The sequence below is a fragment of the Hymenobacter yonginensis genome, assembly GCF_027625995.1.
GTDB lineage: Bacteria > Bacteroidota > Bacteroidia > Cytophagales > Hymenobacteraceae > Hymenobacter > Hymenobacter yonginensis.
This window is the reverse complement of record NZ_CP115396.1, coordinates 2,188,311-2,212,814: the sequence shown is the minus strand read 5'-3', so window position 1 is coordinate 2,212,814 and position 24,504 is coordinate 2,188,311. Positions and strand designations below refer to the sequence as shown.

Annotated in this window: 18 protein-coding genes; 8 read left to right on the top strand and 10 right to left on the bottom strand. The window is 63.7% G+C overall.

Annotated features, from left to right (window positions below; genetic code table 11):
• Nucleotides 1-163 precede the first annotated feature (163 nt).
• The 8 genes from O9Z63_RS09625 to O9Z63_RS09590 all read right to left on the bottom strand — a co-directional run bounded on the left by O9Z63_RS09625 (nt 164) and on the right by O9Z63_RS09590 (nt 9,747).
• Nucleotides 164-1,120 carry a transketolase family protein gene (locus O9Z63_RS09625; RefSeq protein WP_270129114.1) on the bottom strand — a complete coding sequence of 319 codons (957 nt, stop codon included), beginning with the start codon at nt 1,118-1,120 and terminating at the stop codon, nt 164-166.
• A gap of 117 nt (nt 1,121-1,237) precedes the next feature.
• Nucleotides 1,238-2,641, bottom strand: a complete 1,404-nt coding sequence (locus tag O9Z63_RS09620) for a vWA domain-containing protein (RefSeq protein WP_270129112.1) — start codon at nt 2,639-2,641, stop codon at nt 1,238-1,240.
• Nucleotides 2,642-2,853: 212 nt separating this feature from the next.
• Nucleotides 2,854-3,759, bottom strand: coding sequence for a transketolase (locus O9Z63_RS09615; RefSeq protein ID WP_081910843.1), 906 nt, complete (start codon nt 3,757-3,759; stop codon nt 2,854-2,856).
• Between the two features lie 91 nt (nt 3,760-3,850).
• Nucleotides 3,851-4,300, bottom strand: coding sequence for a thioredoxin-dependent thiol peroxidase (bcp, locus tag O9Z63_RS09610; protein WP_270129111.1), 450 nt, complete (start codon nt 4,298-4,300; stop codon nt 3,851-3,853).
• A 50-nt stretch (nt 4,301-4,350) separates the two neighbouring features.
• Nucleotides 4,351-4,935 carry a lipocalin family protein gene (locus O9Z63_RS09605; RefSeq protein WP_270129110.1) on the bottom strand — a complete coding sequence of 195 codons (585 nt, stop codon included), beginning with the start codon at nt 4,933-4,935 and terminating at the stop codon, nt 4,351-4,353.
• Between the two features lie 127 nt (nt 4,936-5,062).
• Complete coding sequence (locus O9Z63_RS09600; RefSeq protein WP_270129108.1) at nt 5,063-6,769, bottom strand: T9SS type A sorting domain-containing protein; 1,707 nt, start codon at nt 6,767-6,769, stop codon at nt 5,063-5,065.
• Between the two features lie 188 nt (nt 6,770-6,957).
• Nucleotides 6,958-8,970 carry a M23 family metallopeptidase gene (locus O9Z63_RS09595; protein ID WP_270129107.1) on the bottom strand — a complete coding sequence of 671 codons (2,013 nt, stop codon included), beginning with the start codon at nt 8,968-8,970 and terminating at the stop codon, nt 6,958-6,960.
• Nucleotides 8,971-9,132: 162 nt separating this feature from the next.
• Entirely contained in the window at nt 9,133-9,747 is a 615-nt protein-coding gene (locus O9Z63_RS09590; RefSeq protein ID WP_270129106.1) for a fumarylacetoacetate hydrolase family protein, read from the bottom strand.
• A 286-nt stretch (nt 9,748-10,033) separates the two neighbouring features.
• Between O9Z63_RS09590 and O9Z63_RS09585 the strand changes: the two genes are divergently transcribed.
• Nucleotides 10,034-10,828 carry a M48 family metallopeptidase gene (locus tag O9Z63_RS09585; RefSeq protein ID WP_270129104.1) on the top strand — a complete coding sequence of 265 codons (795 nt, stop codon included), beginning with the start codon at nt 10,034-10,036 and terminating at the stop codon, nt 10,826-10,828.
• Nucleotides 10,829-10,852: 24 nt separating this feature from the next.
• Nucleotides 10,853-11,425, top strand: coding sequence for a hypothetical protein (locus O9Z63_RS09580; protein WP_270129103.1), 573 nt, complete (start codon nt 10,853-10,855; stop codon nt 11,423-11,425).
• A 188-nt stretch (nt 11,426-11,613) separates the two neighbouring features.
• On the opposite strand, the gene O9Z63_RS09575 is transcribed toward O9Z63_RS09580, so the two are convergent.
• Nucleotides 11,614-12,336 (bottom strand): alpha/beta fold hydrolase, encoded by a 723-nt coding sequence (locus tag O9Z63_RS09575; RefSeq protein ID WP_270129102.1) that lies wholly within the window; start codon nt 12,334-12,336, stop codon nt 11,614-11,616.
• 2 nt (nt 12,337-12,338) lie between these two features.
• The gene (locus O9Z63_RS09570) at nt 12,339-13,724 is read right to left on the bottom strand and encodes a UDP-N-acetylmuramate--L-alanine ligase (protein WP_270129101.1); all 1,386 of its coding nucleotides are present in this window, start codon (nt 13,722-13,724) and stop codon (nt 12,339-12,341) included.
• 420 nt (nt 13,725-14,144) lie between these two features.
• On the opposite strand from O9Z63_RS09570, the gene dnaB reads away from it, so the two are divergent.
• From dnaB to O9Z63_RS09540, 6 genes are all read left to right on the top strand, one after another.
• Nucleotides 14,145-16,700 carry a replicative DNA helicase gene (gene dnaB, locus O9Z63_RS09565; RefSeq protein ID WP_270129254.1) on the top strand — a complete coding sequence of 852 codons (2,556 nt, stop codon included), beginning with the start codon at nt 14,145-14,147 and terminating at the stop codon, nt 16,698-16,700.
• Between the two features lie 188 nt (nt 16,701-16,888).
• On the top strand, nt 16,889-17,245 hold the full coding sequence (locus O9Z63_RS09560; RefSeq protein ID WP_270129099.1) for a winged helix-turn-helix domain-containing protein: 357 nt from the start codon (nt 16,889-16,891) through the stop codon (nt 17,243-17,245).
• A gap of 123 nt (nt 17,246-17,368) precedes the next feature.
• Entirely contained in the window at nt 17,369-19,939 is a 2,571-nt protein-coding gene (locus O9Z63_RS09555) for a TonB-dependent receptor (protein ID WP_270129098.1), read from the top strand.
• A 556-nt stretch (nt 19,940-20,495) separates the two neighbouring features.
• Nucleotides 20,496-21,035 (top strand): (2Fe-2S)-binding protein, encoded by a 540-nt coding sequence (locus tag O9Z63_RS09550; protein ID WP_270129097.1) that lies wholly within the window; start codon nt 20,496-20,498, stop codon nt 21,033-21,035.
• A 100-nt stretch (nt 21,036-21,135) separates the two neighbouring features.
• Complete coding sequence (locus O9Z63_RS09545; protein ID WP_270129096.1) at nt 21,136-22,158, top strand: FAD binding domain-containing protein; 1,023 nt, start codon at nt 21,136-21,138, stop codon at nt 22,156-22,158.
• Between the two features lie 5 nt (nt 22,159-22,163).
• Nucleotides 22,164-24,395, top strand: coding sequence for a xanthine dehydrogenase family protein molybdopterin-binding subunit (locus tag O9Z63_RS09540; RefSeq protein WP_044017341.1), 2,232 nt, complete (start codon nt 22,164-22,166; stop codon nt 24,393-24,395).
• Nucleotides 24,396-24,504: the final 109 nt, after the last annotated feature.

Genomic DNA, 24,504 nt, shown 5'->3' with positions numbered 1-24,504 from the left:
GATACTAGAGTTAGTTTCTAAAAACCGTTCTGACGTCCATCAACCACCCCTAGCCCCTCCTTTCCAAAGAGGGGAACTATCCTTAGTCCATAAAACGCCACAACGCCCCGGCTGCAACACGTGCGGCCGGGGCGTTGGACATTTGGGGGCAGCTACCAGAAACCTACTTCCGGCGGGCCATTACCCTCTCCACGGCGCGCACGATGGCGGCTTCGTTGAGCTCGTACTTCTCCATCAGCTGGTCGGGCGTGCCCGATTCGCCGAATGAGTCGTTCACGGCTACCATTTCCAGCGGCAGGGGCTCCTCGCGGGCCAGCAGCTGGGCCACGGAGTCGCCGAGGCCGCCGTTCATCTGGTGCTCTTCGGCCGTCACCACGCAGCGCGTCTTGCGCGCCGACTCCAGAATAAGCTGCGCATCCAGTGGCTTGATGGTGTGGATGTTGATGATTTCGGCGTTGATGCCTTTCTCGGCCAGCAGCTTGCCCGCCAGAATGGCCTTCCATACCAGGTGGCCCGTAGCGAAGATGCTCACGTCGGTGCCTTCGTTCAGCACCACGCCCTTGCCGATTTCAAACTCCTGGTCGGCGGGGGTGAAGTTGGGCACCACGGGGCGGCCAAAACGCAGGTACACGGGGCCCTCGTAGTCGGCAATGGCCAGGGTGGCGGCTTTGGTCTGGTTGTAGTCGCAGGGGTTGATGACGCACATGTGGGGCAGCATCTTCATCAGCCCGATATCCTCCAGAATCTGGTGAGTGGCGCCGTCTTCGCCCAGCGTGAGGCCGGCGTGCGAGGCGCAGATTTTCACGTTCTTGCCCGAGTAGGCAATGCTCTGCCGGATTTGGTCGTAGACGCGGCCGGTGCTGAAGTTGGCGAACGTGCCCGTGAACGGGATTTTACCGCCAATGGTGAGGCCAGCGGCCAGGCCCATCATGTTGGCCTCGGCAATGCCCACTTGGAAAAACCGCTCGGGGAAGTCCTTCACGAAGGCATCCATCTTGAGCGAGCCAATCAGGTCAGCGCACAGCGCTACCACGTTGGCGTTGGTTTTGCCCAGCTCGTGCAGGCCGGCCCCAAAGCCGCTGCGGGTGTCCTTCGATTCGGTGTAGGGAAAGTCTTTCATGCTGTATGGTAGAGGGAAGTAAGGTTTCGAAGAAGTAAGAAAAGCGTCAGGCAAAGGTGCTACCGCAGTAGCGCGCTTGCTGCCAGGGCTGGCCGTTCATGGTAGTTGCTGTGCTGATCATCGGCCGAAGATGCTAACCGAGCTGGTCTGGCCCGAGCGGATGGTGAAGTTGCGCACGTCGGTGAACTGGCTGCCGGTGGCGGTTTTGGTGCGGAAGATGAGGCGGTAGGCGCCGGGCTGCATCGGCACGTTGATCTTGCTGCTGCCGCCGTCGGGCAGGTTATAGAGCCAGGTCTGGGTTTCGTCGTCGTTGAGGCGGTAGATGCTGCCGTAGCCTTTCAGGTCCGACACGATGTTGAGGATGCCGGGCGCCGGGTACGTAACGGTGGTTTCCTGGCCCTGCCGGATGCTGATGCGCCGCACCTGCCGGGGCAGCGTCAGCAGCTCCACGTCGTAGGTGCCGGCCAGCAGCTTCTGCCGCGCCCCGAAGGGCAGGGCCAGCAGCGTGCCGTCTTTGCCGGGCTGCCGGATAACGGTCTGCACCGTGCCGTAGGGGTTGGGCGTCACGTTGGGATTCTGCAGCCAGAGCGTGCCCTGCGGCGTTTTGTAGGTCAGCACATTGGCCTTGCCCGGCCGGATCTGCAGGTTTTCCTGGCGCACCGGCGGCACGGTGTTTATCACCAGGTCGTAGCTCTGCAGCGCGTCGATGTCGAGGGCGTCGGGCTGGCCTTTGGCGTCGCGGTAGTGTACGTAGTTGTACTCGGACAGGCCCGTGACGTTGTTGAGAAACGTCAGGTTCACGTTCGTTTCCACGCCCCGGCCGGCCTCGTCGGTGAGGTTGACGGCCACGGTGGTTTTGGCCAGCGTCTGGGCCACCACGTCGTTGAGGATGGTGCGGAAGGTCTTCACGTCGGCGGCGTTGTAGTACTGCCCCAGGCATTCGAGCTGCTTGCCAAACTCCCGCTCGGCCCCGATGCCAATCACGAAGGGCTTGAGAAACACCCGCTTCCGCTGCAGCGCCAGCGAGGTGGCGCACGGGTCGCCCTTGCACGATTCCAGCCCGTCGGTAATCAGAATCAGCACGTTGCGGGCCGTTTTGTCGGTCGGGAAGTCGCCGGCCGACTGCAGCAGCGAGAAGGTGATGGGCGTGTTGCCGCGGGGCTCAATGGTTTTGAGTTTGGCCTTGATGGCTGCCGCGTTTTTGGGCGCGAAAGCCACTTCCAGCTTGGAGTCCTCGCAGTTGTTTTCCGACTTGTCGTGCAGGTGGCCGTAGGCGCGCAAGCCCAGCTCCAGGTTAGGGTAGGCGTTCAGCGAATCGACCATGCGGGCCAGCAGGCCCTTGGCCACCTCCATGCGCGCCCGCCCTTCCCAGGGCGCCAGCATCGAGCCCGAGGCATCCAGCAGAAACAGGATACGCGTGACACGCGGCTTGGCCGGCGGCGCGTTCTGGGCACGCAGCCCCGCGCCCGGCCAAGTAGCCAGACTCACAAGCACGCATACAAAAACGGCCAAGCGGCGCATAAGAAAGGAAACAGCAGCTCCCCCACAAAACGCGGGGAAGCCAAATGTCAGCGGGTACGGCACCAGCAGCAGCAACCTGCCGCGAGGCCCATAGCAGCAACGCTCAACAGACTAATGCCTGTATAAAAAGGCCTCCGCTTACAAACACAAGCCAGACATTAAACCGGCGGTTTGATCAGCAAAATCCCCTTTTTATCTGCAACATCTGCGGTTTAGTAGTCGCCGGCTTCTTCTACCAGCAACTGCTGCAGCGCTTTTTCCAGCTGCTCATCGTTGGGCGCTACGCCGTGCCACTTGTGCGAGCCCATCATGAAGTCGACGCCGAAGCCCATCTGGGTATCCATCAGCACCATCACGGGGCGGCCCTGGCCGAGCAGGCTTTGGGCTTCCTCGATGGTAGCCAGCAGCGTGGTCAGGTCGTTGCCGTTGGTTTCCAGCACCTGCCAGTTAAAGCTCTCGAACTTGGCGCGCAGGTCGCCTAGGCCGCCGATCTTGTCGGTGGGGCCGTCGATCTGCTGGCCGTTGCGGTCCACGAAGGCAATCAGGTTGTCGACTTTATGGTGCGGGGCGTAGAGGGCCGCTTCCCAGATCTGGCCTTCCTGCAGCTCGCCGTCGCCCATGAGCACGAACACCGTGCGGTCGTCGCCGTTGAGCTTTTTGGCCTGGGCCGCGCCCGTGGCCACGCTCAGCCCCTGGCCCAGTGAGCCCGACGCAATGCGGACACCGGGCAGGTGCTCGTGGGTGGCGGGGTGGCCCTGCAGCCGCGAGTTGAGCTTGCGGAACGTAGCCAGCTCGCTCACCGGAAAGTAGCCGGAACGGGCCAGCACCGAGTAGAATACCGGCGAAATGTGGCCGTTAGAAAGGAAAAACAGGTCCTGGCCGGTGCCGTTCATGTCGAAGGGCTGGGGCGTGTGCTTCATCACCTTGAAGTACAGGGCTACCAGCAGGTCGGTGCAGCCCAGCGAGCCGCCGGGGTGGCCGGAGTTCACGGCGTGCACCATGCGCACAATGTCGCGGCGCACCTGCGCGGCAATCTGCTGCAGCTCGGCCACCGACTTGGTGGCTTCGGGGGCGTGGGTTTCGGAAGAAGCGGCGAAGGAAGAGGCGTCGTGCGACATGAATTCTATGAAGTTGAGGGAAAGCAAAGGTAGGAACTTGGGCGAGGCGCGCGAAAAAAAAGCCCCGCCAAACTGGCGGGGCTAACAGGGCCTACAGCAACTGGGCCGCGTGGTTTTTGGTGTCGACTTTGGTGATGACCTTCTCGATGCGGCCGTCGGCGTCGATCAAGAAGGTGTAGCGCATGGTGCCCATGTATTTGCGGCCGTACATGGATTTCTCCTGCCAAACGCCGTAGGCTTCCACCAGCTTTTTGTCTTCATCCACGAGCAGCGGAAACGGCAGTTCATACTTGTCGGCGAACTTCTTGTGCGACTTCTCGCTGTCGATGCTCACGCCCAGCACCTGAATGTCGGCGGCCTGCAGGCTCTGGTAGTTGTCGCGCAGGTCGCAGGCCTGGGCGGTGCAGCCGCTGGTGTCGTCTTTGGGGTAGAAGTAGAGGGCCACTTTGCGGCCGGCGTAGTCCTGGAGGCGGTGCAGGGTGCCGTGCTGGTCGGGCGCTTCAAAAGCGGGGGCGGCGTCGCCGATCTGGGGAATGGGCATAAGGCTGGGATTTGCGGCAAATATAGCGCGCCGCCGCGTGCCGGGCACGGTTACGGCTTGCCGGCAATGGGCTGGGGCGTGAACAGGATGCGGTCCACGTCAAAACCCAGCTCGCGGGCCTTGGCCAGATACTGGTCGCGCAGGTTGCGCTCCATGTGCGACGTGCGGCTCAGCAGCCACAGGTTGGTGCGGTCGGGGCCGCCGGCTACCAGGGCGTGGCGGTAGTCGGAGTGGTCGAGGGCAATGATCCAATAGTCGCCTTCAAACGGCCAGAAGAAGCTCACTTTCAGCTTGGCGTTGGTGGCGGCATCCACCACGCGGGCCGTGCCCGTCACGGTTTCCACGGGGCCGTTCAGGCCGTCTTTGTGGCAGGTGTTGCGTACGGTTACTTTGCCGTCGGGCCGCAGCGTGTACTCGGCCGTCACGTGCTGGCAGCCTTTCTCGAAGCGCGTGGGCAGCCGGGCCACCTCGTACCAGAGGCCCATGTACTTGTGCAGATCCACGTGGGCCACGGTGGGCAGGGGCGGGTGCAGCTTGCGGCGGGCGAAGGCGTAGGCGGCCACGCCGGTAGCTACGGCCGCGGCTACGGAGGCCAGCAGCACCGGCTTGCGGCGCTTGAGCAGGTTGTTGGGCATGAGAGTAGGGGAAAAGCGGAAAAAGAGCAGCCCTGCCCACGCCCCGGCGCGTACCGGCGGGGCAGGAGCAGGGCTACCAAATACGGGAGTGATAAGGAAGCGTTGTGGCGGTGCGGGGCGTTGCCCGCTACTGCACGGCCAGCTGCCGGAACACCTGCTGCCCGCCAGCGCGCACGCTCAGGCGGTAGAGGGCTGGGACCAGATGGGTGAGAGGCAGCGTCAGGCCCTGAGCGGCCTGGGCGGGGCTGGCTGCGGCCGTGTGCACCACCCGGCCCACGGCATCGAGCAATTGCACCTGCACCGGGCCGGTGGCGCCGGCCAGGCGCACGGTGGCCTGTGTGGGAGCAGGGTTGGGGTAGAGCTGCAGGCCAGCCGCCCAGGCAGGTTCCGCCATAGCCAGCGCCCCGGCGTCAGTGAGGCGGGCCACAAACGCGGCGGCTACGGAGGCGGCGGGCAGCGCCATGCTCTGGCTGCCAAAGGTGGCGGGCCCGCCGATGCCGCCACTGATGCTTACGTTGGCGCCGTCTACGGTCAGGCCACTGGCAAACTCTTCGGCGGGCCCGCCGGCCCGCTGCGTCCACTGGAAGCTGCTGCTGCTGCCGGCGTCCTGCAGCCGGGTCACAAATACGTCGTAGCTGCCGATTGAGGCCAGCGTGGCGCTGCCAAAGTCGGCGTCGATACTTTCAAAAACACCGGTCACGTACACGCGGCTTCCCTGCACGGCCATCCCGGAGGCCTGGTCGTCGCCGGAGCCGCCGGCGCGCCGCGCCCAGCCGAACGTGCCGCCGCGGGTGAACTTGGCCACGAAAGCGTCGCTGAGTCCGGCGGAAGTCAGCGTGGCGGCGCCCACCGCCAGGGTGGGGCTGGCGAAGGAGCCGGCCACGTACACGTTGTCGCCGCTCACGGCCACCGCATCGGCAAAGTCCGACCCGATACCGTTCAGCGACTGGGCCCACACAAACGAGCCGGTGGGGCCGTTGTCAGTCAGGCGGGCCAGAAAGCCGTCGGTGTCGCCGCTGTTAGTCAGCAAGGTGTTGCCGAAGCGGGCCGTGAGGCCGTTGAACACGCCCGACACGTACACGTCGGAGCCTTCGGCGGCCAGGCTCACGCCTTCTTCGGAGCCGGTGCCCGTGGCCTGCTGCGCCCACACGAAACTGCCGGTGCTACCGGCGTCCGTTAGTTTGGCCACAAACAGGTCGTAGAAGCTGCTGAGGTTGAGTTGCGAGGCGCCGAAAGCCACGCTGGAGCTGCTGAACGCCCCCGACACGTACACGCTGGTGCCGCTCACGGCCACGTCAAAGGCCTCGTCGTCGCGGAGGCCGCCGGCGCGCTGGGCCCAGGTGAACGAGGCGGCGCTGCCGGCATCGGTGAGCTTGGCCACAAACAGGTTGTAGGCGCCGGCGTTCTGCAGGCTGATGGTGCCGAAACTGGCGGTGCTGCTGCCGAAGGTGCCGGCCAGATACACGCTGGTGCCGGCCGCGGCCACTCCGCCGAAAAATTCATCCTCGGGGCCGCCGGCCCTCTGGGCCCACACAAAGCGGTTGTCGGCCGCGCTCCACCGGGCCACAAATACATCCTTGAGGCCCGCGCTGACCAGAGTGGTAGCGCCCAGCTGCAGCGAGCCTGAAAACTCGCCGGCCACGTACACGTCGCCACCAGGAGCGGACGCCGTTTCCAGGGCCACCGAGAAGCCGGTGCTGGCGGACCCGGCCGCCAGGGTCTTTTGCCAGGTTTGAGCCGCGGCGGCCCGGGGCAGCAGGGCCGATACCAGTAGGGCCGCGCCCGTCAGGAACCCCGACGGCCGCAGGCAGACACGCATAAATCGAGTAATCATAGCAACATGCAGTAAGGAAAAGGTGAATAAAAGGAAATGACCGGCCGCAGCCGGCCGGCATACTAACAAGCACTGTGCCAGCCCGGCAGCAAAGACGGCCGGCAGCCCCTGAAAAGCGGCACACAAGGGCGCTGCTGTTGGGGCTGCCGGCCGTTTTTGCCAGACAGTGAAGGAAGAAGACGAAGGCTTTACAACACCACGTTCAGTACCTTCTCGTTGCCGGCTTGGTCGGTGAGGCGGAGCGTGGCGGGGCCGCGCAGGGCCGGGCCCAGCGTATCGGCGCGCTCCGAGAACAGGGTGCTGTTTTTGTGCTCGAAGCGCAGCAGGTGGAACTGCCCGTTCACTTCCAGCCGGTAGCTGGCCAGCCCCGACAGGTCGTCGCCGACCTTAAACACTACGCCGCCGGCCCCTTTGCTGAGCAGGCGGCCCGAAGGTGGAATGGTGTCGGTGAGCAGGCGGAAGCGGCCGAAGGTTTTGATGGGGGCCGACACGGTGGTGTTGTCGGCGGCCCACTTGCCGCCCACGTAGCCTTTGCCGCCGTTGGGCGCTATGCTGTAGATGGCGGTGCGGCGCGGGTCGGCTACGGGCGTTTCGGGCCGGAGCGTGAGGCGCAGGGTTTCGTAGAGCGGCGTGCGCGGCAGGTGCACCGTCCAGAGGCCGGCGGCGTAGCTGGTTTGCACATACAGCGTGTCAAACAGCGTTTTGGGCGCGAAGCCCAGCTGCAGGTGGCTGGTGGAAAAGGCAAAGTCCCGGCCCGATGGAATGCTGCCCTGCCGGTCGAAGCGGCGCGTGACGCCCTGGAAGCTGAGCGAGTCGGGCAGGCCGGCGCGCAGGTCGTAGAGGTAGGTGTTTTCGCTCTGCACCGTGTAGCTGGGCCGTAGCGTGAGGCGGCGGTTGCCTTTGTACAGCGTGAGCGGCCCGCCTACAGAGGCCGTGTCGGGGTCGGCGGCCGTGGCCACCAGCAGGTTGCGGCTGATGTCGTAGCGCAGGGTGGGCTTTTTCACCAGTGCCGAGCGGGTTTTGTAGTACACCGGCTGCTCGCCGCGCAGCACGAAGCGCAGCGGCGTGCGGTTGCCGTAGGAGTCGGCTAGCATGATTTCCACGGCGTAGAGCTTGCCGGCTTCCACGCGCAGCTTACCCTTGGCGGGGCCGGTTTTGTACATGCTCAGGTCGTTGCCGTCGTCCACGAACAGGCGCTCCAGCTGCCGGCCCTGGGTGGCGCGCCACTCGTAGTCCACGTGCCGGTTGATCTGGCGCGAGCCTTCCGGAAACGGAATATCGTCCACGACGTGGGTGTAAAGCGGCTGGCCGTTCACGCGCACGTCCACGCGCTGCAGGCCGTTCTTGTTCCACACGCCGTCGAACCTATCAAAGCCCTGCACCAGCAGCCCCACTTGCCCGAAGGCGGCAATGGTATCGGCCCACACGTAGCCGCCGCCGTTGGGCAGCATCGGCGCTTTCGGCACGAATATGCTCTTGCCGAAACGCCCCTGCACGCGGGCCTCAATGCCCAGGGCCTCCACGGCAAACGCCTGCAGCTGCGGCGCCACGTGGTCCTGGATTTCGGTGAAGCCCCCAAACTGCAGCGGGTTCAGCTGGTGGTCGTCGGGGGTGCGCACTTCCCAGTGCAGGTGCGGGCCCGCCGAGCCGCCCGTGTTGCCCGACAGCGCCACCACCTCGCCGCGCTTCACCGGAAACTGGCCCTTGTCAAAGAACAGCTCCAGCTCGTAGGTCTGCTTCTCGTACTGGCGGCGCAGCAGCTCGGCGGCCACCGGCCCCTTGAAGTGGTTGAGGTGGCCGTATACCGTCGTCAGGCCGTTGGGGTGGGTGATGTAGAGCACGTTGCCGTAGCCGTAGCTGCTCTGCTTCATGCGCGAGATGTAGCCGTCGGCGGCGGCGTACACCGGCAAATCCACGCGGCCGTCGGTTTTGATGTCGAGGCCGCCGTGGAAGTGGTTGGGGCGCAGCTCGCCCATGCTGCCGGCCAGGTAGTTCTGCACACCAGGCTTAATAGGAAACAGAAAGTAGCCATCCGCCACGGCCGGATGCCGGGTAACGGTAGTGGCCGTCGGGGCTGGTTTCGGGGCCGACGAATCAGGCGCCTGACCTTCGCAGGACGTGGGCGGCCAGGTGAGCAGCAGCGGCAGCGCCGCCACACTCAGCAGCCGACGCGAAAAGCCGATAAACAATGTATTGGGCATTCAAAAAGGAAATGTAGGCGGCAGTCTGTGGCACGGACTTCAGTCCGTAGCCTACTATACGGGCACAATACCGGAGTGCAGCCCGTGGGCCACAATTCTTAACACCAAACGCCGAGTAGCGTGGTTGCTGCGAGCTACGGACTACAGTCCGTACTACAGGGGCTACTTCACGGCCAGGTTCAGCAGCTGCTGGTCTTCGATATAGCCCGTGAGCTGGTCGCCGGGCTGCACCGGGCCTACGCCGCTGGGCGTGCCCGTGAAGATCAGGTCGCCCATTTTCAGGGTGATGAACTGCGAGATGTAGCTGATGATTTTGTTGAAGTCGTGCAGCATCAGGCTGGAGTTTCCCTGCTGGCGCACCTGCCCGTTCACTTCCAGCCGGAAGTTGATGTTCTTCAGGTCGGGGAAGTCGGCCACGGGCTTGAACTCCTGCGAAATCGGGGCCGAGCCGTCGAAGCCTTTGGCCAGCTCCCAGGGCAGGCCTTTGCTCTTGAGCTTGCTCTGCAGGTCGCGGGCCGTGAAATCGATGCCCAGGCCGATGGCGTCGAAGTAGGTGGGCGCAAACTTTTCCTCGATGTTCTTGCCGTTTTTGCAGATGCGCAGCACCAGCTCTATCTCGTGGTGAATGTCCTGCGAGAAATCAGGCACGAAGAACGGCTGGTTGCGCTGTAGCAGCGCCGTGTCGGGCTTGGCGAAGATGACGGGGGCGTCGGGCGTTTCGTTCTGGAGTTCGGCAATGTGCTCGGTGTAGTTGCGGCCAATGCAGAGGATTTTCATAGCGTAAAAAGCAGGGGAGAGGAAAGGGCCCGGCGGCGGGTGGCGGCCGGAGCGCAGAAACAGGGGATACGTACAGGCGGGCGCTGCCGGCTGGCCGCCGCCCAAAAGTCAAAACTACCGCTAATTCGTAGCGGCAGAACGAAGAAACGGCAAAAAACGGGTACGCCGCCGCCCAATCGGGGTGAAATAAACATTTTTGTTGCCCGGCAACGTATAGAAGCCTCGGGCCGACTCTGTCGACAGGCCGGGCCCGCGCCCTCTCTCATTCCCCAAGCCTCTCTTTCCCATGCTTCGCAACCTCGCCCTCGCCAGCTGCCTGTTAATTACTGCCGCCTGCTCCACGGTGCCCATCACGGGCCGCCGCCAGCTTAGCCTCGTTTCCGACACGGAAATGAACCAAATGGCCGCCACCGAATACCAGAAGGTGCTGGCCTCCAGCCAGGTGGTGAGCAGCGGCGAGCAGGCCGCCATGGTGAAGCGCGTGGGCCAGCGCATTCAGCAGGCCGTAGACACCTACTTCCGCCAGCAGAACGCCCAAACTCAGCTGGAGGGCTACGCCTGGGAGTTCAACCTGATCAACGATAAGCAGGAAAACGCCTGGTGCATGCCCGGCGGCAAAGTGGCCGTGTACACCGGCATCCTGCCCATCACGCAGGATGAAAACGGCCTAGCCGTGGTAATGGGCCACGAAATTGCCCACGCCGTAGCCAAGCACAGCTCGGAGCGCATGAGCCAGCAGATGGCGGCGCAGGGCCTGGGCGGCGTGCTATCGGCCTCGGCCGGCCAGAACCCCACGGCTACACAGAACGTGTTTCTGCAGGTGGTAGGGGCCGGCTCGCAGCTGGGGTTGCTGAAGTATGGCCGCAGCCAGGAGTCGGAAGCCGACCGCCTGGGCCTTATCTTTATGGCCATGGCGGGCTACAACCCCGATGGGGCCGTGCAGTTCTGGCAGCGCATGGACGCCCGTGACGGCCAGGCCTCGCCCCCCGAGTTCCTCTCCACCCACCCCTCCAACGGCACGCGTATCGCCGACATTCAGCGCGACCTGCCCGAAGCCCGCAAGTACTATACCGCTCGTTAATCTCCTCGTTTTATTCTGTTTCCTATGATAGGTTCCCCCCGGCCATTCTGGCGCCTGCTGCTGGCCGCAGGCTTGCTCACTGCTTCCTTGCCTGCCTGCGAAACCACCAAGCGTGGCTTTCCGGAAATGAGTTCGCCCGACGGCGAAACCAGCGAGGCCAGCCGCCGCCGCCGCGAACCAACCAGCAAGCTGGTAGCTTCCGTCGGCGACCGGGGCCTGATTAAGTATGAGGTGCCCCGCGAGCAACTGGCGTTGGCCTTCAGCCGGCAGTTCGGCGACGGCACCAGCATCGACAAAACCATGGTGCGTAAGGTGCAGGGCAAGCCCAAAGACCCGGCCATGTACTACCTGGTGGGCCTAGGGCTGCGCAATGGCATGTTCCGCGGCATGGCCCTCCCCCTGAACCTGACCACCGACAACGACCTGTACCTGAGCACCAGCGCCTCGCGCTACATCATCAACGGCGTGGGCTGCACGTTCTGCTTCTTCAATTTTGAAAACAACGACATTGTGGGCACGAGCTGCGAGGAAAACACCGGCGGCAGCAGCTGCGACCTGCGCGTCGAGGAAACCAACACCCTGCTTCTCAACCGCTAGCCATGCTGAGCCGTAAATGGATGCTGCGTCTGGCCCTCACCGGCCTGGCCCTATTGGTCACCACCGACCGGCGCAGACGGCCAGCCGCCGCGCCACCCGTGCCGCCAGAGCCGGATATGAAACCGGAATAAACCGCAAAGGCCCGCCTCGTAAGGCGGGCCTTTTTTGTGGCCGGAAATCTAGCTAGGCTAGCGGCGCTGGTCTTCCGTCTGCTCCACAAAGCGCGCAATGCGGCTCGTCAGCAAGTCCGGGTTCACCTTGTCCAGCGGGTGCGGGGTGTTGAAGATGATTTCGAAGGTGGCGCGGGGCATGAAGTCGGCGAAGTGGCGGGAGGCATCCACGCCGGCCGTTTTGTCCAGCTCGCCCACCAGCACCTGCACCGGCACTTCCAGCCCCGACAGGTTCTGGGGCGTGAGCAGCGGCACGTCGCCGAGGCCGCGCATGAGGCCGGCTGTGGCGGCCAGCAGCGCCGGCAGGGGCGTGGGGGCGTGCTGCTGCTCCAGCTGCGCGGCAAACTGCGGAATCTTCTCCCGCATCTTCTCTACGTCCAGAAACCGGGTTTCCAGCGCGGCCGTGGCCGGCGACCAGTCGAGCTTGGTGCCCAGCGTAGTGATGCTGCGGAACCGGTGTGGGGCGGCCACCGCCGCCGCCAGCGCCGCGTAGCCGCCCATGCTATAGCCAAACACGTGCGCCGACTCCCAGTCCTGCGCATCCAGAAACTGCGTCACCTGCCCCGCAAAATGGCGCATGGAAAACACGTTCGTTTCCAGCGGCTGGCCGCCGTGCCCGTCGAAGCTGAAGGTGCGCACCGTGTAGTGCGCGGCCAGCTCGCGGGCTAAGGGGCGCAGCTGTTTTTCGCTGGCCAGTGCGCCGTGCAGCAGCAGAACCGGGTGTTTGAGTGGAGCCTGCATGGTTAGCGGACCACTTTTTCGGCCAGCTCGGCCAGATCCAGCCCGTCGAACGTGCCCGACGACATCATCAGCAGGTTGGCTTCGTGCCAGTCCTGGGCATGCAGGAAGGCGGCCAGCTCGCGGCTATCCGTAAACACGCGCAGGTCGGGGCGCTGGAAGGCCTGCTGCACGGCTTCCGGCGGGAGGGCCGGCAGGCGCTTGTGCTCCAGCACGTGGGGGTTGAAGTACACCACGGCCACATCGGGCGCGTCGAAGGTGTGGGCGTACTGCGGCAGGAAGGCCGGGTTGAGCGAGCTGAAGGTGTGCAGCTCCAGGCAGGCCACCAGCTTGCGCTGTGGGAACTGCTTTTTAAAGGAAGTAGCCGTGGCTTTGAGCTTGCTAGGGGCGTGGGCGAAGTCTTTGTACACCACCGAGCCTGCGCCTTCGCGCACCAGTTCCAGCCGCCGCGCCGCGCCCTTGAAGGAACCCAGCGCCTCGTAAAAATCCTTGCCCTTAATGCCCAGGCACTTGCACACTTCCTTGGCCGCCGAAATGTTGCGCAGGTTGTGCTCGCCGAACACCTGCACCGGCACTTCCTCGTCCTTCTTGTTGAGCAGATAGGTTTTGCCGTCCCGGATGACGTGCTCGTGCGGGCCGTAGCCCACGTAGGCCACGTCGGGGCTGCTGGGCACGGTCACGAGCTGCACCTGCTCGTCGTCGCGGTCGTAGATGAGCGTGCCGGCCTTGGGCGTCATGTCGGCGAAGATCTTGAACTGCTCGCGGTAGATTTCCTCGGTAGGAAACACGTTGATATGGTCCCAGCTGATGCCGGAAATCACGCCGATGTGGTGCTGGTACAGGTGGAATTTAGGCCGCCGGTCAATCGGCGACGACAAATACTCGTCTCCCTCAATAATGATGATGGGCGCGTCGTCGGTGAGCTGCACCATGAGGTCGAAGCCTTCCAGCTGGGCCCCCACGGCGTAGTCGAACTTGCGGCCATGGTAGCGCAGCACGTGCAGAATCAGCGAGGTGATGCTGGTTTTGCCGTGCGAGCCGCCAATTACCACCCGCTGCTTGTCCTTGGAAGCCTCGTAGATGAACTCCGGAAACGAGTACACCCGCAAGCCCAGCTCCTGGGCGCGCAGCAGCTCGGGGTTGTCGGCGCGGGCGTGCATGCCCACAATCACGGCGTCGAGGTCGGCGGTTACTTTTTCCGGAAACCAGCCCTCGGCGGCAGGCAGCAGCTCGGCTTTGGCCAGCCGGCCTTTGGCGGGCTCAAATATTTCGTCGTCGGAGCCCGTGACGTGGGCGCCGCTTTTGTGCAGGGCCAGGGCCAGGTTGTGCATGATGCTGCCCCCGATGGCAATCAGGTGCAGGCGTTGGAGCGAAGAAGGAGTAGCGGCCATTTACAGAATAAGTAAGCAGGCGGCAAAGGTAGGGCATGGTGCCTAAGCTTTGGCTTGTGCCGGCTGGAGAGCTGAGAGCCGTAAGCCGCAAGCTTTTTCACTCCTGCCATTTTGCTAGCTGCGTGCAACTTACGGCCTGCAGCTCATCGGCAAAACGGCACGGGCGGAAGCGGATGCTACCCCTGCTCATTCTACGCAAAAGAAACCTTTTTGCCCAGCCCTCACTTGTGAAGCCCAGCCGTTAGCTTTGTACCCCTTTCCAGAAAAACGGGCCGCTACGGAAGAAATTCTGGCCAGACCGGCTCAACCTGCTTACCTTGTAGTGCCCCCCTATTGATGAACGACCGGATGGATGACCGCCTGAAACTCTCGGCCTCGCGCGCCAAAGCCGCCTGGAGCAGCCGCCCCGCGCAGCTGCCTATGGGCGGGCCCGCGGGTAAGCTGCCGCCCCAGGCCCTGGAGCTGGAAGCCGCCGTGCTGGGCGCCCTCATGCTGGAAAAAGATGCCCTCACCACGGTTATCGACATCCTGAAGCCCCAAAGCTTCTACAAGGACGGCCACCAGCGCATCTTCAAGGCTATCCTGAATCTGTTTGATAAGTCGGAGCCAATTGATATTCTGACGGTTACGCACGAGTTGCGCGAGATGGGCGAGCTGGAGCCCGCCGGCGGTGCGCACTACGTGGCCAACCTCACGTTCAAGGTCAACTCGGCGGCCAACATCGAGTACCACTCCCGCATCATCACCGAAAACGCCATCAAGCGGGAGCTGATCAACATTGCCAGCACCATCCAGCGCGACGCCTTCGAGGACACCACCGATGTGTTCAACCTCCTCGACAGCACCGAGCAGGCCCTGTTTGAGGTATCGGAGTCGAACATCCGCAAGAACTTCGACGACATGCGCAGCCTGATGGGCAAGGCCATCAAGGAGCTGGAAGAAAAGAAAGACCAGAAGGACGGTCTCACCGGCGTGCCCTCCGGCTTCTCGGCCCTGGACCGTGTAACGTCAGGTTGGCAACCATCTGACCTGGTGATTATTGCGGCGCGGCCCGGCATGGGTAAGTGCCTTGGCAAAGGCACCAAGGTGCTGATGTACGACGGCACGCTGCGCAACGTGGAAGACGTACAGGCCGGCGAGCTGCTGATGGGCGACGACTCCACCCCGCGCCGGGTGCTCAGCATTGCCCGGGGCCGCGAAAACATGTACTGGGTGCGTCAGAACAAGGGCGAGGCCTACCGCGTCAACGAAAGCCACATCCTCTCGCTGAAGCGCAGCCGCACCGAGGGCCCGCACCGCCACGGCGACGTGCTCAACATCACGGTGAAGGACTGGCTCGGCAAGTCGGCCAAGTTCCGCTCCAACTATAAGGGCTACAAGGTGCCCGTAGAGTTTGCCGCGCAGGAAGTGCCGGTTGATCCGTATTTCCTGGGCGTGTGGCTCGGCGACGGTGCTTCCGACAACTGCCGCATCACGGGCCAGGACCCGGAAATTATCGAGTATCTGCACCAGTACGCTGCCGAGCTGGACATGCAGGTGACCGTAGGCGTAGTGGCGGACCGCTGCAACAGCTACGGCATCACGCGCGGCCGGCAGGGCAGCAGCATCGCCCAGTACTCGCTGCAGGACGAGTTGCGCCAGCTGGGCGTGCTCGGCGACAAGCACATTCCGCAGTCGTACCTGAGCAACAGCACCGACAACCGCCTGCGCCTGCTGGCCGGCCTCATCGACTCCGACGGCCACCTCGACCCGGTGTCCAACGGCTACGAAATCACCCAGAAAAACCACCGCCTAGCCCGGCAAATCAAGTTTCTGGCCGACTCGCTGGGCTTCCGCACTTCCCTGAAGAAGAAGCGGGCCGCCATCAGTGCCATCGGCTACGAAAGCGAGGTGTACCGGGTGCGCATCTACGGCGATATCAACCGGGTGCCGGTGCGCGTGGCCCGCAAGCAGGCCCAGCCTTGGCGCAGCCCCGTGGATTGGCGCATGACCGGCATTTCGGTGGAGTTTGACGGCGAGGACAATTACTACGGCTTCAGCATCGACGGCAACCGCCTGTTTCTGCTCCAGGACATGACCGTGACCCACAACACGGCTTTCGTGGTATCCGCCATGCGCAACGCGGCGGTGGAGTTCAAGAAGCCGGTGGCCATTTTCTCGCTGGAAATGTCCTCGCTGCAGCTCGTGAATCGTCTGATTTCGGCGGAGGCGGAGCTGGACTCCGAGAAGATCAAGAAGGGCAACCTCGCCGACCACGAGTGGGCCCAGCTCAACCACAAGATTTCCAGTTTGTCGTCGGCCCCGATTTACATCGACGACACGCCCGGCCTCAGCATCCGGGAGCTGCGCACCAAGTGCCGCCGCCTCAAGGCTCACCACGATATTTCGATGATCATCATCGACTATCTGCAGCTGATGACCGGCAACACCGATGGCAAAGGCGGCGGCAACCGCGAACAGGAAATTGCCTCGATTTCGCGGGCGCTCAAAGGCATTGCCAAGGAGCTGAACGTGCCGGTGCTGGCCCTGTCGCAGCTTTCGCGCTCCGTGGAAACCCGCGGCGGCGACAAGAAGCCGCAGCTGAGTGACCTTCGTGAATCCGGCTCCATCGAGCAGGACGCCGACATGGTTATCTTCCTGTACCGCCCCGAGTACTACAAGATTACGGAGGACGAGATGGGCAACCCCACGCAGGGCACCGGCGAGGTTATCATTGCCAAGCACCGGAACGGCTCCCTGGAAACCGTGCAGCTCAAGTTCATCGGCAAGTTCACCAAGTTCGCCGACCTCGACGGCGCAGGCGGCTTCGGCGACGCGGGCTTCAACCCCAGCGCCTTCCCGCCCAGCAGCTTCGACGAGCAGACCGGCTTCACGCCCAACACCATCCGGCTGGGCTCGCGCCTCAACAACGACAGCCCGCCGCCCGCCCAGGCCTTCCCCCGCAGCAACTTCGACGACGGCCCGCCGCCATTCTAAAACTTCAAGCTTCAAAAGCGTCAGTCGGCAACGGCTGACGCTTTTTTTGTGCCCCGGCTGCTTCGTATGGCTGTGGCGCGGACTTCAGTCCGCCGCCCGATTGACAGGGCAAGCGGCGCGGTTTGCAGGGGCTGCGGACTGAAGTCCGCGCCACAGCCATACGGCGGCTTTTGCGTAAAATTGCCCGTATGAAAGACCTGCTGCGCCCCGACCTGACCTTCCGCCTCACCGGCCGCCTGTGGGTGGAATCCGCGGACGACCGGTTCATGGGCATCGGGCGGCTGGAGCTGCTGTGCCAGATTCAGCAGCACGGCTCCATCTCAAAGGCGGCGCAGGAAATGGGCATGTCGTACAAGCGGGCCTGGGATTTGGTGTCGTCTCTGAATGCCCAGAGCGCCCGGCCGCTGGTGCTGACCCAAACCGGCGGCAAGCGCGGCGGCGGCACCGTGGTAACGGCAGAAGGGGAGAAGCTCATTCAGGAGTTTGAGGCTTTGCAGGCGCGGTTTCAGGCGTTTCTGGCGGCGGAGGCGGCGCGGCTGTTCTAGCGTTGGTTTCTCACGCAGTGGCTCGAGGTGGTTTGCGCAGGGTCTCGCAGTGAACGGCCACCCCGAACCACTGCGCGAAAACCTCTCGCCCGGTTATTCGTTATGTTTGAAAAAATATAACGCATGAAACACGTTACGCCCGCTCTGTTGCTGCTTCCGATACTGGCCCACGCCCAGGCCCCCGCCGACACCACGCGGCTGGGGGAGGTGGTGGTAACGGCCTCGAAGGTGGAGGAAAGCATCCTGCAGTCGCCCGTAACGGTGGAGAAGCTCAACGCCCGGCAGCTGCGGCTCACGCCCGCGGCCTCGTTTTTCGATGCCATCGAGCACCTGAAGGGCGTGCAGATGATAACGCCCAGCCTGGGGTTTCGGGTGCTGAATGCCCGGGGCTTCAGCAACACCACCAACGTGCGCTTCGCCCAACTCGTGGACGGCATCGACAACCAGGCTCCGCACATTGGCGGGCCCATCGGGAACGTACTGGGGCCGAGCGACCTGGATATTCAGGCCGTGGAACTGGTGCCGGGCACGGCCGCGGCGCTATACGGGCTCAACGCCATCAACGGGCTGGCCAACTTCAGCACCCGCAACCCGTTCCGCAGCCCCGGCCTGAGCGTGCAGCAGAAGACGGGCGTCAATCACCTCAACGACCCGGCCACCGGCGCGCACGCCTTTTCCGAAACCAGTGTGCGCTACGCCCGGGTGCTGGGCCCGAAGTGGGCGGTGAAGGTGAACGGCACCTACCTGCGCGGCTACGACTGGATTGCCCGCGACCCGACCGACATCAACCCCAACGGCAATGCCACCACCGGCCTGCTGGGGGTCGATAACCCCGCCCGCGACCCGGTGAGCAGCTACGGCAACGAATCGTCGAACCGCTCGACGCTGACGCTGGGGGGCAAAAGCTACCAGGTGGCCCGCACCGGTTACCGGGAGCAGGACGTGACCGACTACCAGCTGCAAACCCTCAAGTACGACGCGGCCCTGCACTACAAGCTCACCGACAAAACGGAGCTGGCCTACACCTACCGCGGGGCCAACTTCGACAACGTGTACCAGCGCAGCAACCGGTTCCGGCTCGACAACTACCACCTGCAGCAGCACGCGTTGCAGCTCACCGGCCCCGTGGTGCAGGCCCGAGCCTATTTCACCCAGGAAAACACCGGCCGCAGCTACAACCTGCGCAGCATGGCTGAAAACCTGGACCGCAGCTTCAAGCCTGATGCCCGCTGGAACCAGGACTACACCGCCGCCTGGAACCAGGCCGTGGCCGACAGGCAGACGGTAGCTCAGGCGCACGCCACGGCCCGCGCCGCCGCCGATGCCGGCCGCCTGCAGCCCGGCGCGCCGGAGTTCCAGCAGCGCTTGCACGAACTGGCCGATATCAACAACTGGGACCAGGGCGCGGCCCTGCGCGTGCAGGCCGATTTGCTGCATCTGGAAGGCCAACTGAACCTCGGCGAAGCCCTGCGCCGGGGTGGCGGCAAACGCCTGCCCGCCTGGACCGACGTGCTGCTGGGCCTCGACCACCGCACCTATTTCATCCAACCCGACGGCAACTACTTCATCAACCCCGAAGCGGGGGAGGACCCCTACAGCACGCTCACCTACGGCAAAACCGGCGGCTTCGTGCAGGCCGGGGCGCGGCTGTGGCAGGAGAAAGTGCGCCTGACGGCCACGCTGCGGGCCGATAAGAACCACTATTTCAGCACCCGCTTCAACCCGCGCCTCACGGCCGTGTATTCGCCCATCCAGCGCCACAACTTTCGGGTGAGCTACCAGAGCGGCTACCGGTTTCCGAGCTTGTTTGAGGGGTTTTCCAACGTGAACAGCGGGCAGGTGAAGCGCATCGGCGGGCTCCGGGTGATGTCGGACGGAGTGTTTGAGAACAGCTACCTGCGCAGCTCCATTGATGCCTTCAACGCGGCCGTGACGCGGGGCGTGAACACCGGCGGCCTCTCGCGCAGCCAGGCCATCAGCCAGAACCAGGGCCTGCTGCAGAAAAATCCTTACACCTACCTGCGGCCCGAGCACATCAACTCCATCGAGCTGGGCTACAAAGCGGCCCTGCTGCCGGGCGGGCGGCTGCTGGCCGACGTGGATTTCTACTCCAACACCTACCGCGACTTTATTGCTCAGGTAGAAGCCTACGTGCCCCTGGATGCCACCGGCCAGCCGCTGAATGCCGGCTCCGACCTGAACGCCGTCGCCACCGCCCTGAGCGCCCGAGCCGGCCAGGCCCGCTACCGCCTCTGGACCAACTCCCGCAGCCGGGTGTACAACTACGGCGGCTCCCTGGGCCTGCGCTACGAAGTGGCCGGCGGCTATCTGGCCGGGGCCAGCGCCACCTACGCCCGCCTGCGCCGCACTGAGTTGGGCGACGGACTGGAGGATGGCTTCAACACCCCGCGCTGGGCCGCCAACGTGAGCCTGGGCAACGAAAACGTGGTGAAGAACTTCGGTTTCGGCCTCAACTACCGCTGGCAGCAGCGCTACTACTCCCAAACCTTCCTGGTAACCGGCTACGTGCCCGCCTACGGCACCCTCGACGCCCAGCTCAGCTACCGCCTGTCCGAGCCCAACCTGCGCTTCAAACTAGGCGCCAGCAACGTGCTCAACCATTACTACGCAAGCTACCTCGGCGGCCCCAGCGTAGGCGGGCTGTACTACCTGCAGGTTACGTACGGGCTGTAGAGACGCAATATGTTGCGTCTCATCGTTGCTGATGTTGGAGTTGTCGGAAAGTTAGTTGCCACATACAGAACGTCATGCTTCATCTGGCGTCCGCTTGCCGAAGCATCTCAACCGCTTCGTTGCAATGGTAATGCCCACGCTGGCCCGGCGTCTGCCGCAGCGGCATATTGCGGCTTATCTGGGCATCACGCCCGAGTCTCTGAGCCGCATCCGGGCCGAGCGGGGGCGGGGGGAGTTAACGGGGAGCTAGATGCAGAATCGGAAGCCGGCCCCGAGCGTTGTGTTTTGTAAAATATAAGGAAAGATAGATCCTGACCTTGCTGCTGGCATTCCGAGGAGCGGGTTTGTTTAGATTAAGTCTTGATATGGAGTTAATCCGCTGAAAAACCAAGTGGTAGGTGCGGGCTGAGGAAAAGGATAGGATTTTGTACAGGAGAAATACGGCCGAAAGCATAACGCTGGTGCGGAAGCTCGCGTAACCCAATAAGTCTGCCTTGCTAATTCGGTCAGGCTGGGCTTGCCCGCGTTTCCACTCCAACACCACAATGCTCTTTCTATGATCCAGCAACCGATTCCCTCAGCCGCCAGCGCCGGTGGGGTAGCTGCGCCGCCGCCCACCAGCCCGGTGCATCTTACTATCAACGGGCAGCAGCACACCCTCCAGATTGCGCCCTGGACCACCCTGCTCGACGCCCTGCGCGAGTACGCCGGCCTCACGGGCACCAAAAAGGGCTGCGACCATGGCCAGTGCGGCGCCTGCACGGTGCTGGTAAACGGCAAGCGCGTGAATAGCTGCCTGACCCTGGCCGTGATGCACGACGACGACGACATCACCACCATCGAGGGCCTGGGCACCCCGGAGGCCATGCACCCGCTGCAGCAAGCTTTCGTCGACCACGACGCCTTCCAGTGCGGCTACTGCACGCCCGGCCAGATCTGCTCGGCCCAGGGCCTCATTAACGAAGGCAAAGCCCACACCGAAGACGAAATCCGGGAGCACATGAGCGGCAATCTCTGCCGCTGCGGCGCTTACGTAGGCATCCTGAATGCCGTGAAGGAAGTGGTGGATAAAGGCAGTAATGAGGTGAGGAAGTAACTGGGAATGAAGTAAGGCCCTGTTTGCTCCCGGCGAACAGCAACTGCTTCTCCTGTACTACCTCATCACAAGTCACTTCATCACCTCATCACCCTACACCATGAACTCATTTACCTACCACCGCGCGACGGCCGTTGAGGATGCCGTGCGGGACCAGGCCAGCCACCAGGGCTCGGCCTACATCGGGGGCGGCACCAACCTCATCGACCTGATGAAGGAAAACGTGGAGCGCCCCACCCACCTCGTGAACGTGGCCAAGCTGCCGCTGGCTGCCATCGAAAGCCTGCCCGACGGCGGCCTGCGCCTGGGCGCCATGGCTACCAACGCCGACACGGCCTGGAACGAGGACGTGAAAAGCCGCTACCCGCTGCTCAACCAAGCCATCCTGGCCGGCGCCTCGCCCCAGCTGCGCAATGCGGCCACCAACGGCGGCAACCTCATGCAGCGCACCCGCTGCCTGTATTTCTACGACTTGGCCACGCCCTGCAACAAGCGCGAGCCGGGCACCGGCTGCTCGGCCATCGGGGGCTTCAACCGGATTCATGCCATTTTTGGGGCCAGTGAGCATTGCATTGCCACCCACCCGTCGGATATGTGTGTGGCCCTGGCGGCGCTGGCTCCTACGGTACGCGTGAGCGGACCCAACGGCGAGCGGAGCATTGCTTTCGACGACTTCCACCGCCTGCCCGAAAATCAGCCCGAGAAAGACAACACCTTGGCTTCCGGCGAGCTGATTATCAGCCTCGACCTGCCGGAGAAAGGCTTTGAGAAGAACTTCAGCTACCTGAAGCTGCGCGACCGGAACAGCTACGCCTTCGCCCTGATTTCGGTGGCGGTAGGGCTGGAGCTGGAAGGTGGCACCATCAAGGATGCCCGCCTGGCGCTGGGCGGCGTAGCCCACAAGCCCTGGCGCGACCAGAAGGCCGAAGCCATGCTGAAAGGCCAGCCCGCCACCGAGGATACCTTCCGCCGCGTGGCCGCCCAAGTTGTGGCCGACGCCAAAGGCCAGGGCTCCAACGACTTCAAGATTGCGCTGGCCCAGCGCGCCATCGTGCGGGCTCTCAAGCAGGCCGCCGACGGCTCGCAGAAGGCTTCCGACGTATTTCAGAACTCCAATCCCTAACCCGCATGAGCACCACTAACTATATCGGCACCGCCACCAGCCGCGTCGACGGGCCGGCCAAGGTGACGGGAACGGCCACCTACGCCGCCGAGTACCACCTGCCCAACATGGCGTATGCCTACGTGGTGAGCAGCCCCATTGCCAAGGGCAAAATCACGAAGATCCACGCCGACGAGGTGCTGGCGCTGCCCGGCGTTATCCAGGTGTTTTCGCACGAGAACGTGCCCTCCGTGGCCTGGCTCGACAAGAAGCACAAGGATCTGGTAGCACCCGGCGGCTCGCCGTTTCGGGCTCTGCAAGACCCCGAAATTCAGTTCAGCCAGCAGCCGGTGGCCCTCGTGGTGGCCGACTCCTTTGAGCTGGCCCGCTACGCGGCCTCGGTGCTGCGCATCGAGTACGACGAAGAAAAGCACGAAACCAACCTCGAAACCCAGCGCGCCAAAGGCTACGAGCCGGGCAGCGGCAAAACCGGCTTCCAGCCACCGCCACCGCCCCGCGGCAACCCCGACAAAGCCTGGGGTGCCGCCGAGCACCGCATGGAGGCCGAGTACGTGCACGGCACCCAGCACCACAACCCCATGGAGCTGTTCAGCACCACGGTGGAGTGGCGCGGCGAAGGCCAGATTACGGCCTACGACAAAACCCAGGGCGTTTTCAACGTGAAAAACTACCTGGTAGGCGTGTTCGGCCTGAAGAAGGACGACGTGCGCGTGGTGAACGAATACATGGGCGGCGGCTTCGGCGCGGGCCTGCGGCCGCAGTACTCGGTGTACCTAGCCGTGCTGGCCTCGCTGGAGCTGCGCCGCTCGGTGCGCCTCACGCTCACGCGCCAGCAGATGTTCAGCTTCGGCCACCGGCCCCACGTGCTCCAGACTGTGAAGCTGGCCACCAACCCCGATGGCACGCTGGCCGCCCTGCAGCACCATGCCCTCCACGAAACCTCCCACTTCGAGGACTACACCGAGAATGTGGTGAACTGGAGCGGCATGCTCTACCAGTGCGAAAACGTGAAGCTGGGCTACCAGATTGCCAAGCTCGACGTGTTTACGCCTCTCGATATGCGCGCCCCCGGCGCCGCCTCGGGCAGCATTGCGCTGGAAGTGGCCATGGACGAAATGGCCTACGCCGCCGGCCTCGACCCGCTGGAGTTCCGCCTCCGCAACTACGCTGACCGCGACCAGAACGTAGATAAGCCCTTCTCCAGCAAGAAGCTGCGCGAATGCTACCACCAGGCTGCCGCCAAGTTCGGCTGGGACCAGCGCAGCCAGGAGCCGCGCTCCATGCGCGACGGCAAGATGCTGGTGGGCTGGGGCATGGCCGGCGGTGTCTGGGATGCCACCCAGCAGAAATCGGCCGCCAAAGCCTCTATCACGGCCGATGGCAAGTTGACGGTGCTGAGCGGCGCCGGCGAAAACGGCGCCGGCACCTACACCATCATGACGCAGATTGCGGCCGAAACCCTGGGCCTGCCCCTGGAGGCCGTATCGTTCAAGCTCGGCGACACCGACCAGCCCGAAGCGCCGCTGCAAGGCGGCTCCTGGACGGCGGCCTCCGTGGGCACGGCCATCCAGAGCGTGTGCCAGGACCTGGCCGGTAAAATCCTGAAGCTGGCCCAGAAGCAGGACGACTCCCCGCTCAAGGATGCCAAGTTCGAGGATGTGGAATTTCTCAACGGCCAGATTCGCCTCCGCGCCGACCACAACCAGTCGGTGGTAATCCGCGACGTGCTGCAGGCCAGCGGTGAGGCCAAAGTGGAAGCCGATGGCTCTACGATGCCCAACATGCTCAAGCAGAAGCAGTACTCGCTGCACGCCCACAACGCCGTGTTTGTGGAAGTGAAGGTAGACGAGGACCTGGGCACGGTGCACGTGACGCGGGTGGTGAATGCCATTGCCGCCGGCCGCATCATCAACCTCAAAACGGCCCGCTCGCAGGTGTTGGGCTCGGTCGTGTGGGGCATTGGGGCGGCTCTGATGGAGGAAACCGTGATGGACCACAAGTTCGGGCGCTACATGAACCACAACTTTGCCGAGTACCACGTGCCCGTCAACGCCGACATTCACGACATCGACGTCATCTTCGTGGATGAGGAAGACGATGTGGTGAACCCGCTGGGCGCCAAAGGCATTGGGGAAGTAGGCATGCTGGGGGTAGCCGCCGCCGTGGCCAACGCCATCCACCACGCCACCGGCAAGCGCGTCCGCGACCTGCCAATTACGATTGACAAGCTGCTGTAACCGCTGCCGCTTTCCGTAACGCAAAACGCCCCGTAACCGTGAGGTTGCGGGGCGTCTTTGTGTGGGTGGGTCAATCTACTACTGGCAGCAGGTGAGAGGTTTGTGATGG

What these genes read in the sequence shown, in the direction of transcription:
- O9Z63_RS09625 (WP_270129114.1), bottom strand. Translation starts at nt 1,120, where the DNA reads ATGAAAGACTTTCCCTACACCGAATCGAAGGACACCCGCAGCGGCTTT.
- O9Z63_RS09620 (WP_270129112.1), bottom strand. Translation starts at nt 2,641, where the DNA reads ATGCGCCGCTTGGCCGTTTTTGTATGCGTGCTTGTGAGTCTGGCTACT.
- O9Z63_RS09615 (WP_081910843.1), bottom strand. Translation starts at nt 3,759, where the DNA reads ATGTCGCACGACGCCTCTTCCTTCGCCGCTTCTTCCGAAACCCACGCC.
- bcp (WP_270129111.1), bottom strand. Translation starts at nt 4,300, where the DNA reads ATGCCCATTCCCCAGATCGGCGACGCCGCCCCCGCTTTTGAAGCGCCC.
- O9Z63_RS09605 (WP_270129110.1), bottom strand. Translation starts at nt 4,935, where the DNA reads ATGCCCAACAACCTGCTCAAGCGCCGCAAGCCGGTGCTGCTGGCCTCC.
- O9Z63_RS09600 (WP_270129108.1), bottom strand. Translation starts at nt 6,769, where the DNA reads ATGATTACTCGATTTATGCGTGTCTGCCTGCGGCCGTCGGGGTTCCTG.
- O9Z63_RS09595 (WP_270129107.1), bottom strand. Translation starts at nt 8,970, where the DNA reads ATGCCCAATACATTGTTTATCGGCTTTTCGCGTCGGCTGCTGAGTGTG.
- O9Z63_RS09590 (WP_270129106.1), bottom strand. Translation starts at nt 9,747, where the DNA reads ATGAAAATCCTCTGCATTGGCCGCAACTACACCGAGCACATTGCCGAA.
- O9Z63_RS09585 (WP_270129104.1), top strand. Translation starts at nt 10,034, where the DNA reads ATGCTTCGCAACCTCGCCCTCGCCAGCTGCCTGTTAATTACTGCCGCC.
- O9Z63_RS09580 (WP_270129103.1), top strand. Translation starts at nt 10,853, where the DNA reads ATGATAGGTTCCCCCCGGCCATTCTGGCGCCTGCTGCTGGCCGCAGGC.
- O9Z63_RS09575 (WP_270129102.1), bottom strand. Translation starts at nt 12,336, where the DNA reads ATGCAGGCTCCACTCAAACACCCGGTTCTGCTGCTGCACGGCGCACTG.
- O9Z63_RS09570 (WP_270129101.1), bottom strand. Translation starts at nt 13,724, where the DNA reads ATGGCCGCTACTCCTTCTTCGCTCCAACGCCTGCACCTGATTGCCATC.
- dnaB (WP_270129254.1), top strand. Translation starts at nt 14,145, where the DNA reads ATGGGCGGGCCCGCGGGTAAGCTGCCGCCCCAGGCCCTGGAGCTGGAA.
- O9Z63_RS09560 (WP_270129099.1), top strand. Translation starts at nt 16,889, where the DNA reads ATGAAAGACCTGCTGCGCCCCGACCTGACCTTCCGCCTCACCGGCCGC.
- O9Z63_RS09555 (WP_270129098.1), top strand. Translation starts at nt 17,369, where the DNA reads ATGAAACACGTTACGCCCGCTCTGTTGCTGCTTCCGATACTGGCCCAC.
- O9Z63_RS09550 (WP_270129097.1), top strand. Translation starts at nt 20,496, where the DNA reads ATGATCCAGCAACCGATTCCCTCAGCCGCCAGCGCCGGTGGGGTAGCT.
- O9Z63_RS09545 (WP_270129096.1), top strand. Translation starts at nt 21,136, where the DNA reads ATGAACTCATTTACCTACCACCGCGCGACGGCCGTTGAGGATGCCGTG.
- O9Z63_RS09540 (WP_044017341.1), top strand. Translation starts at nt 22,164, where the DNA reads ATGAGCACCACTAACTATATCGGCACCGCCACCAGCCGCGTCGACGGG.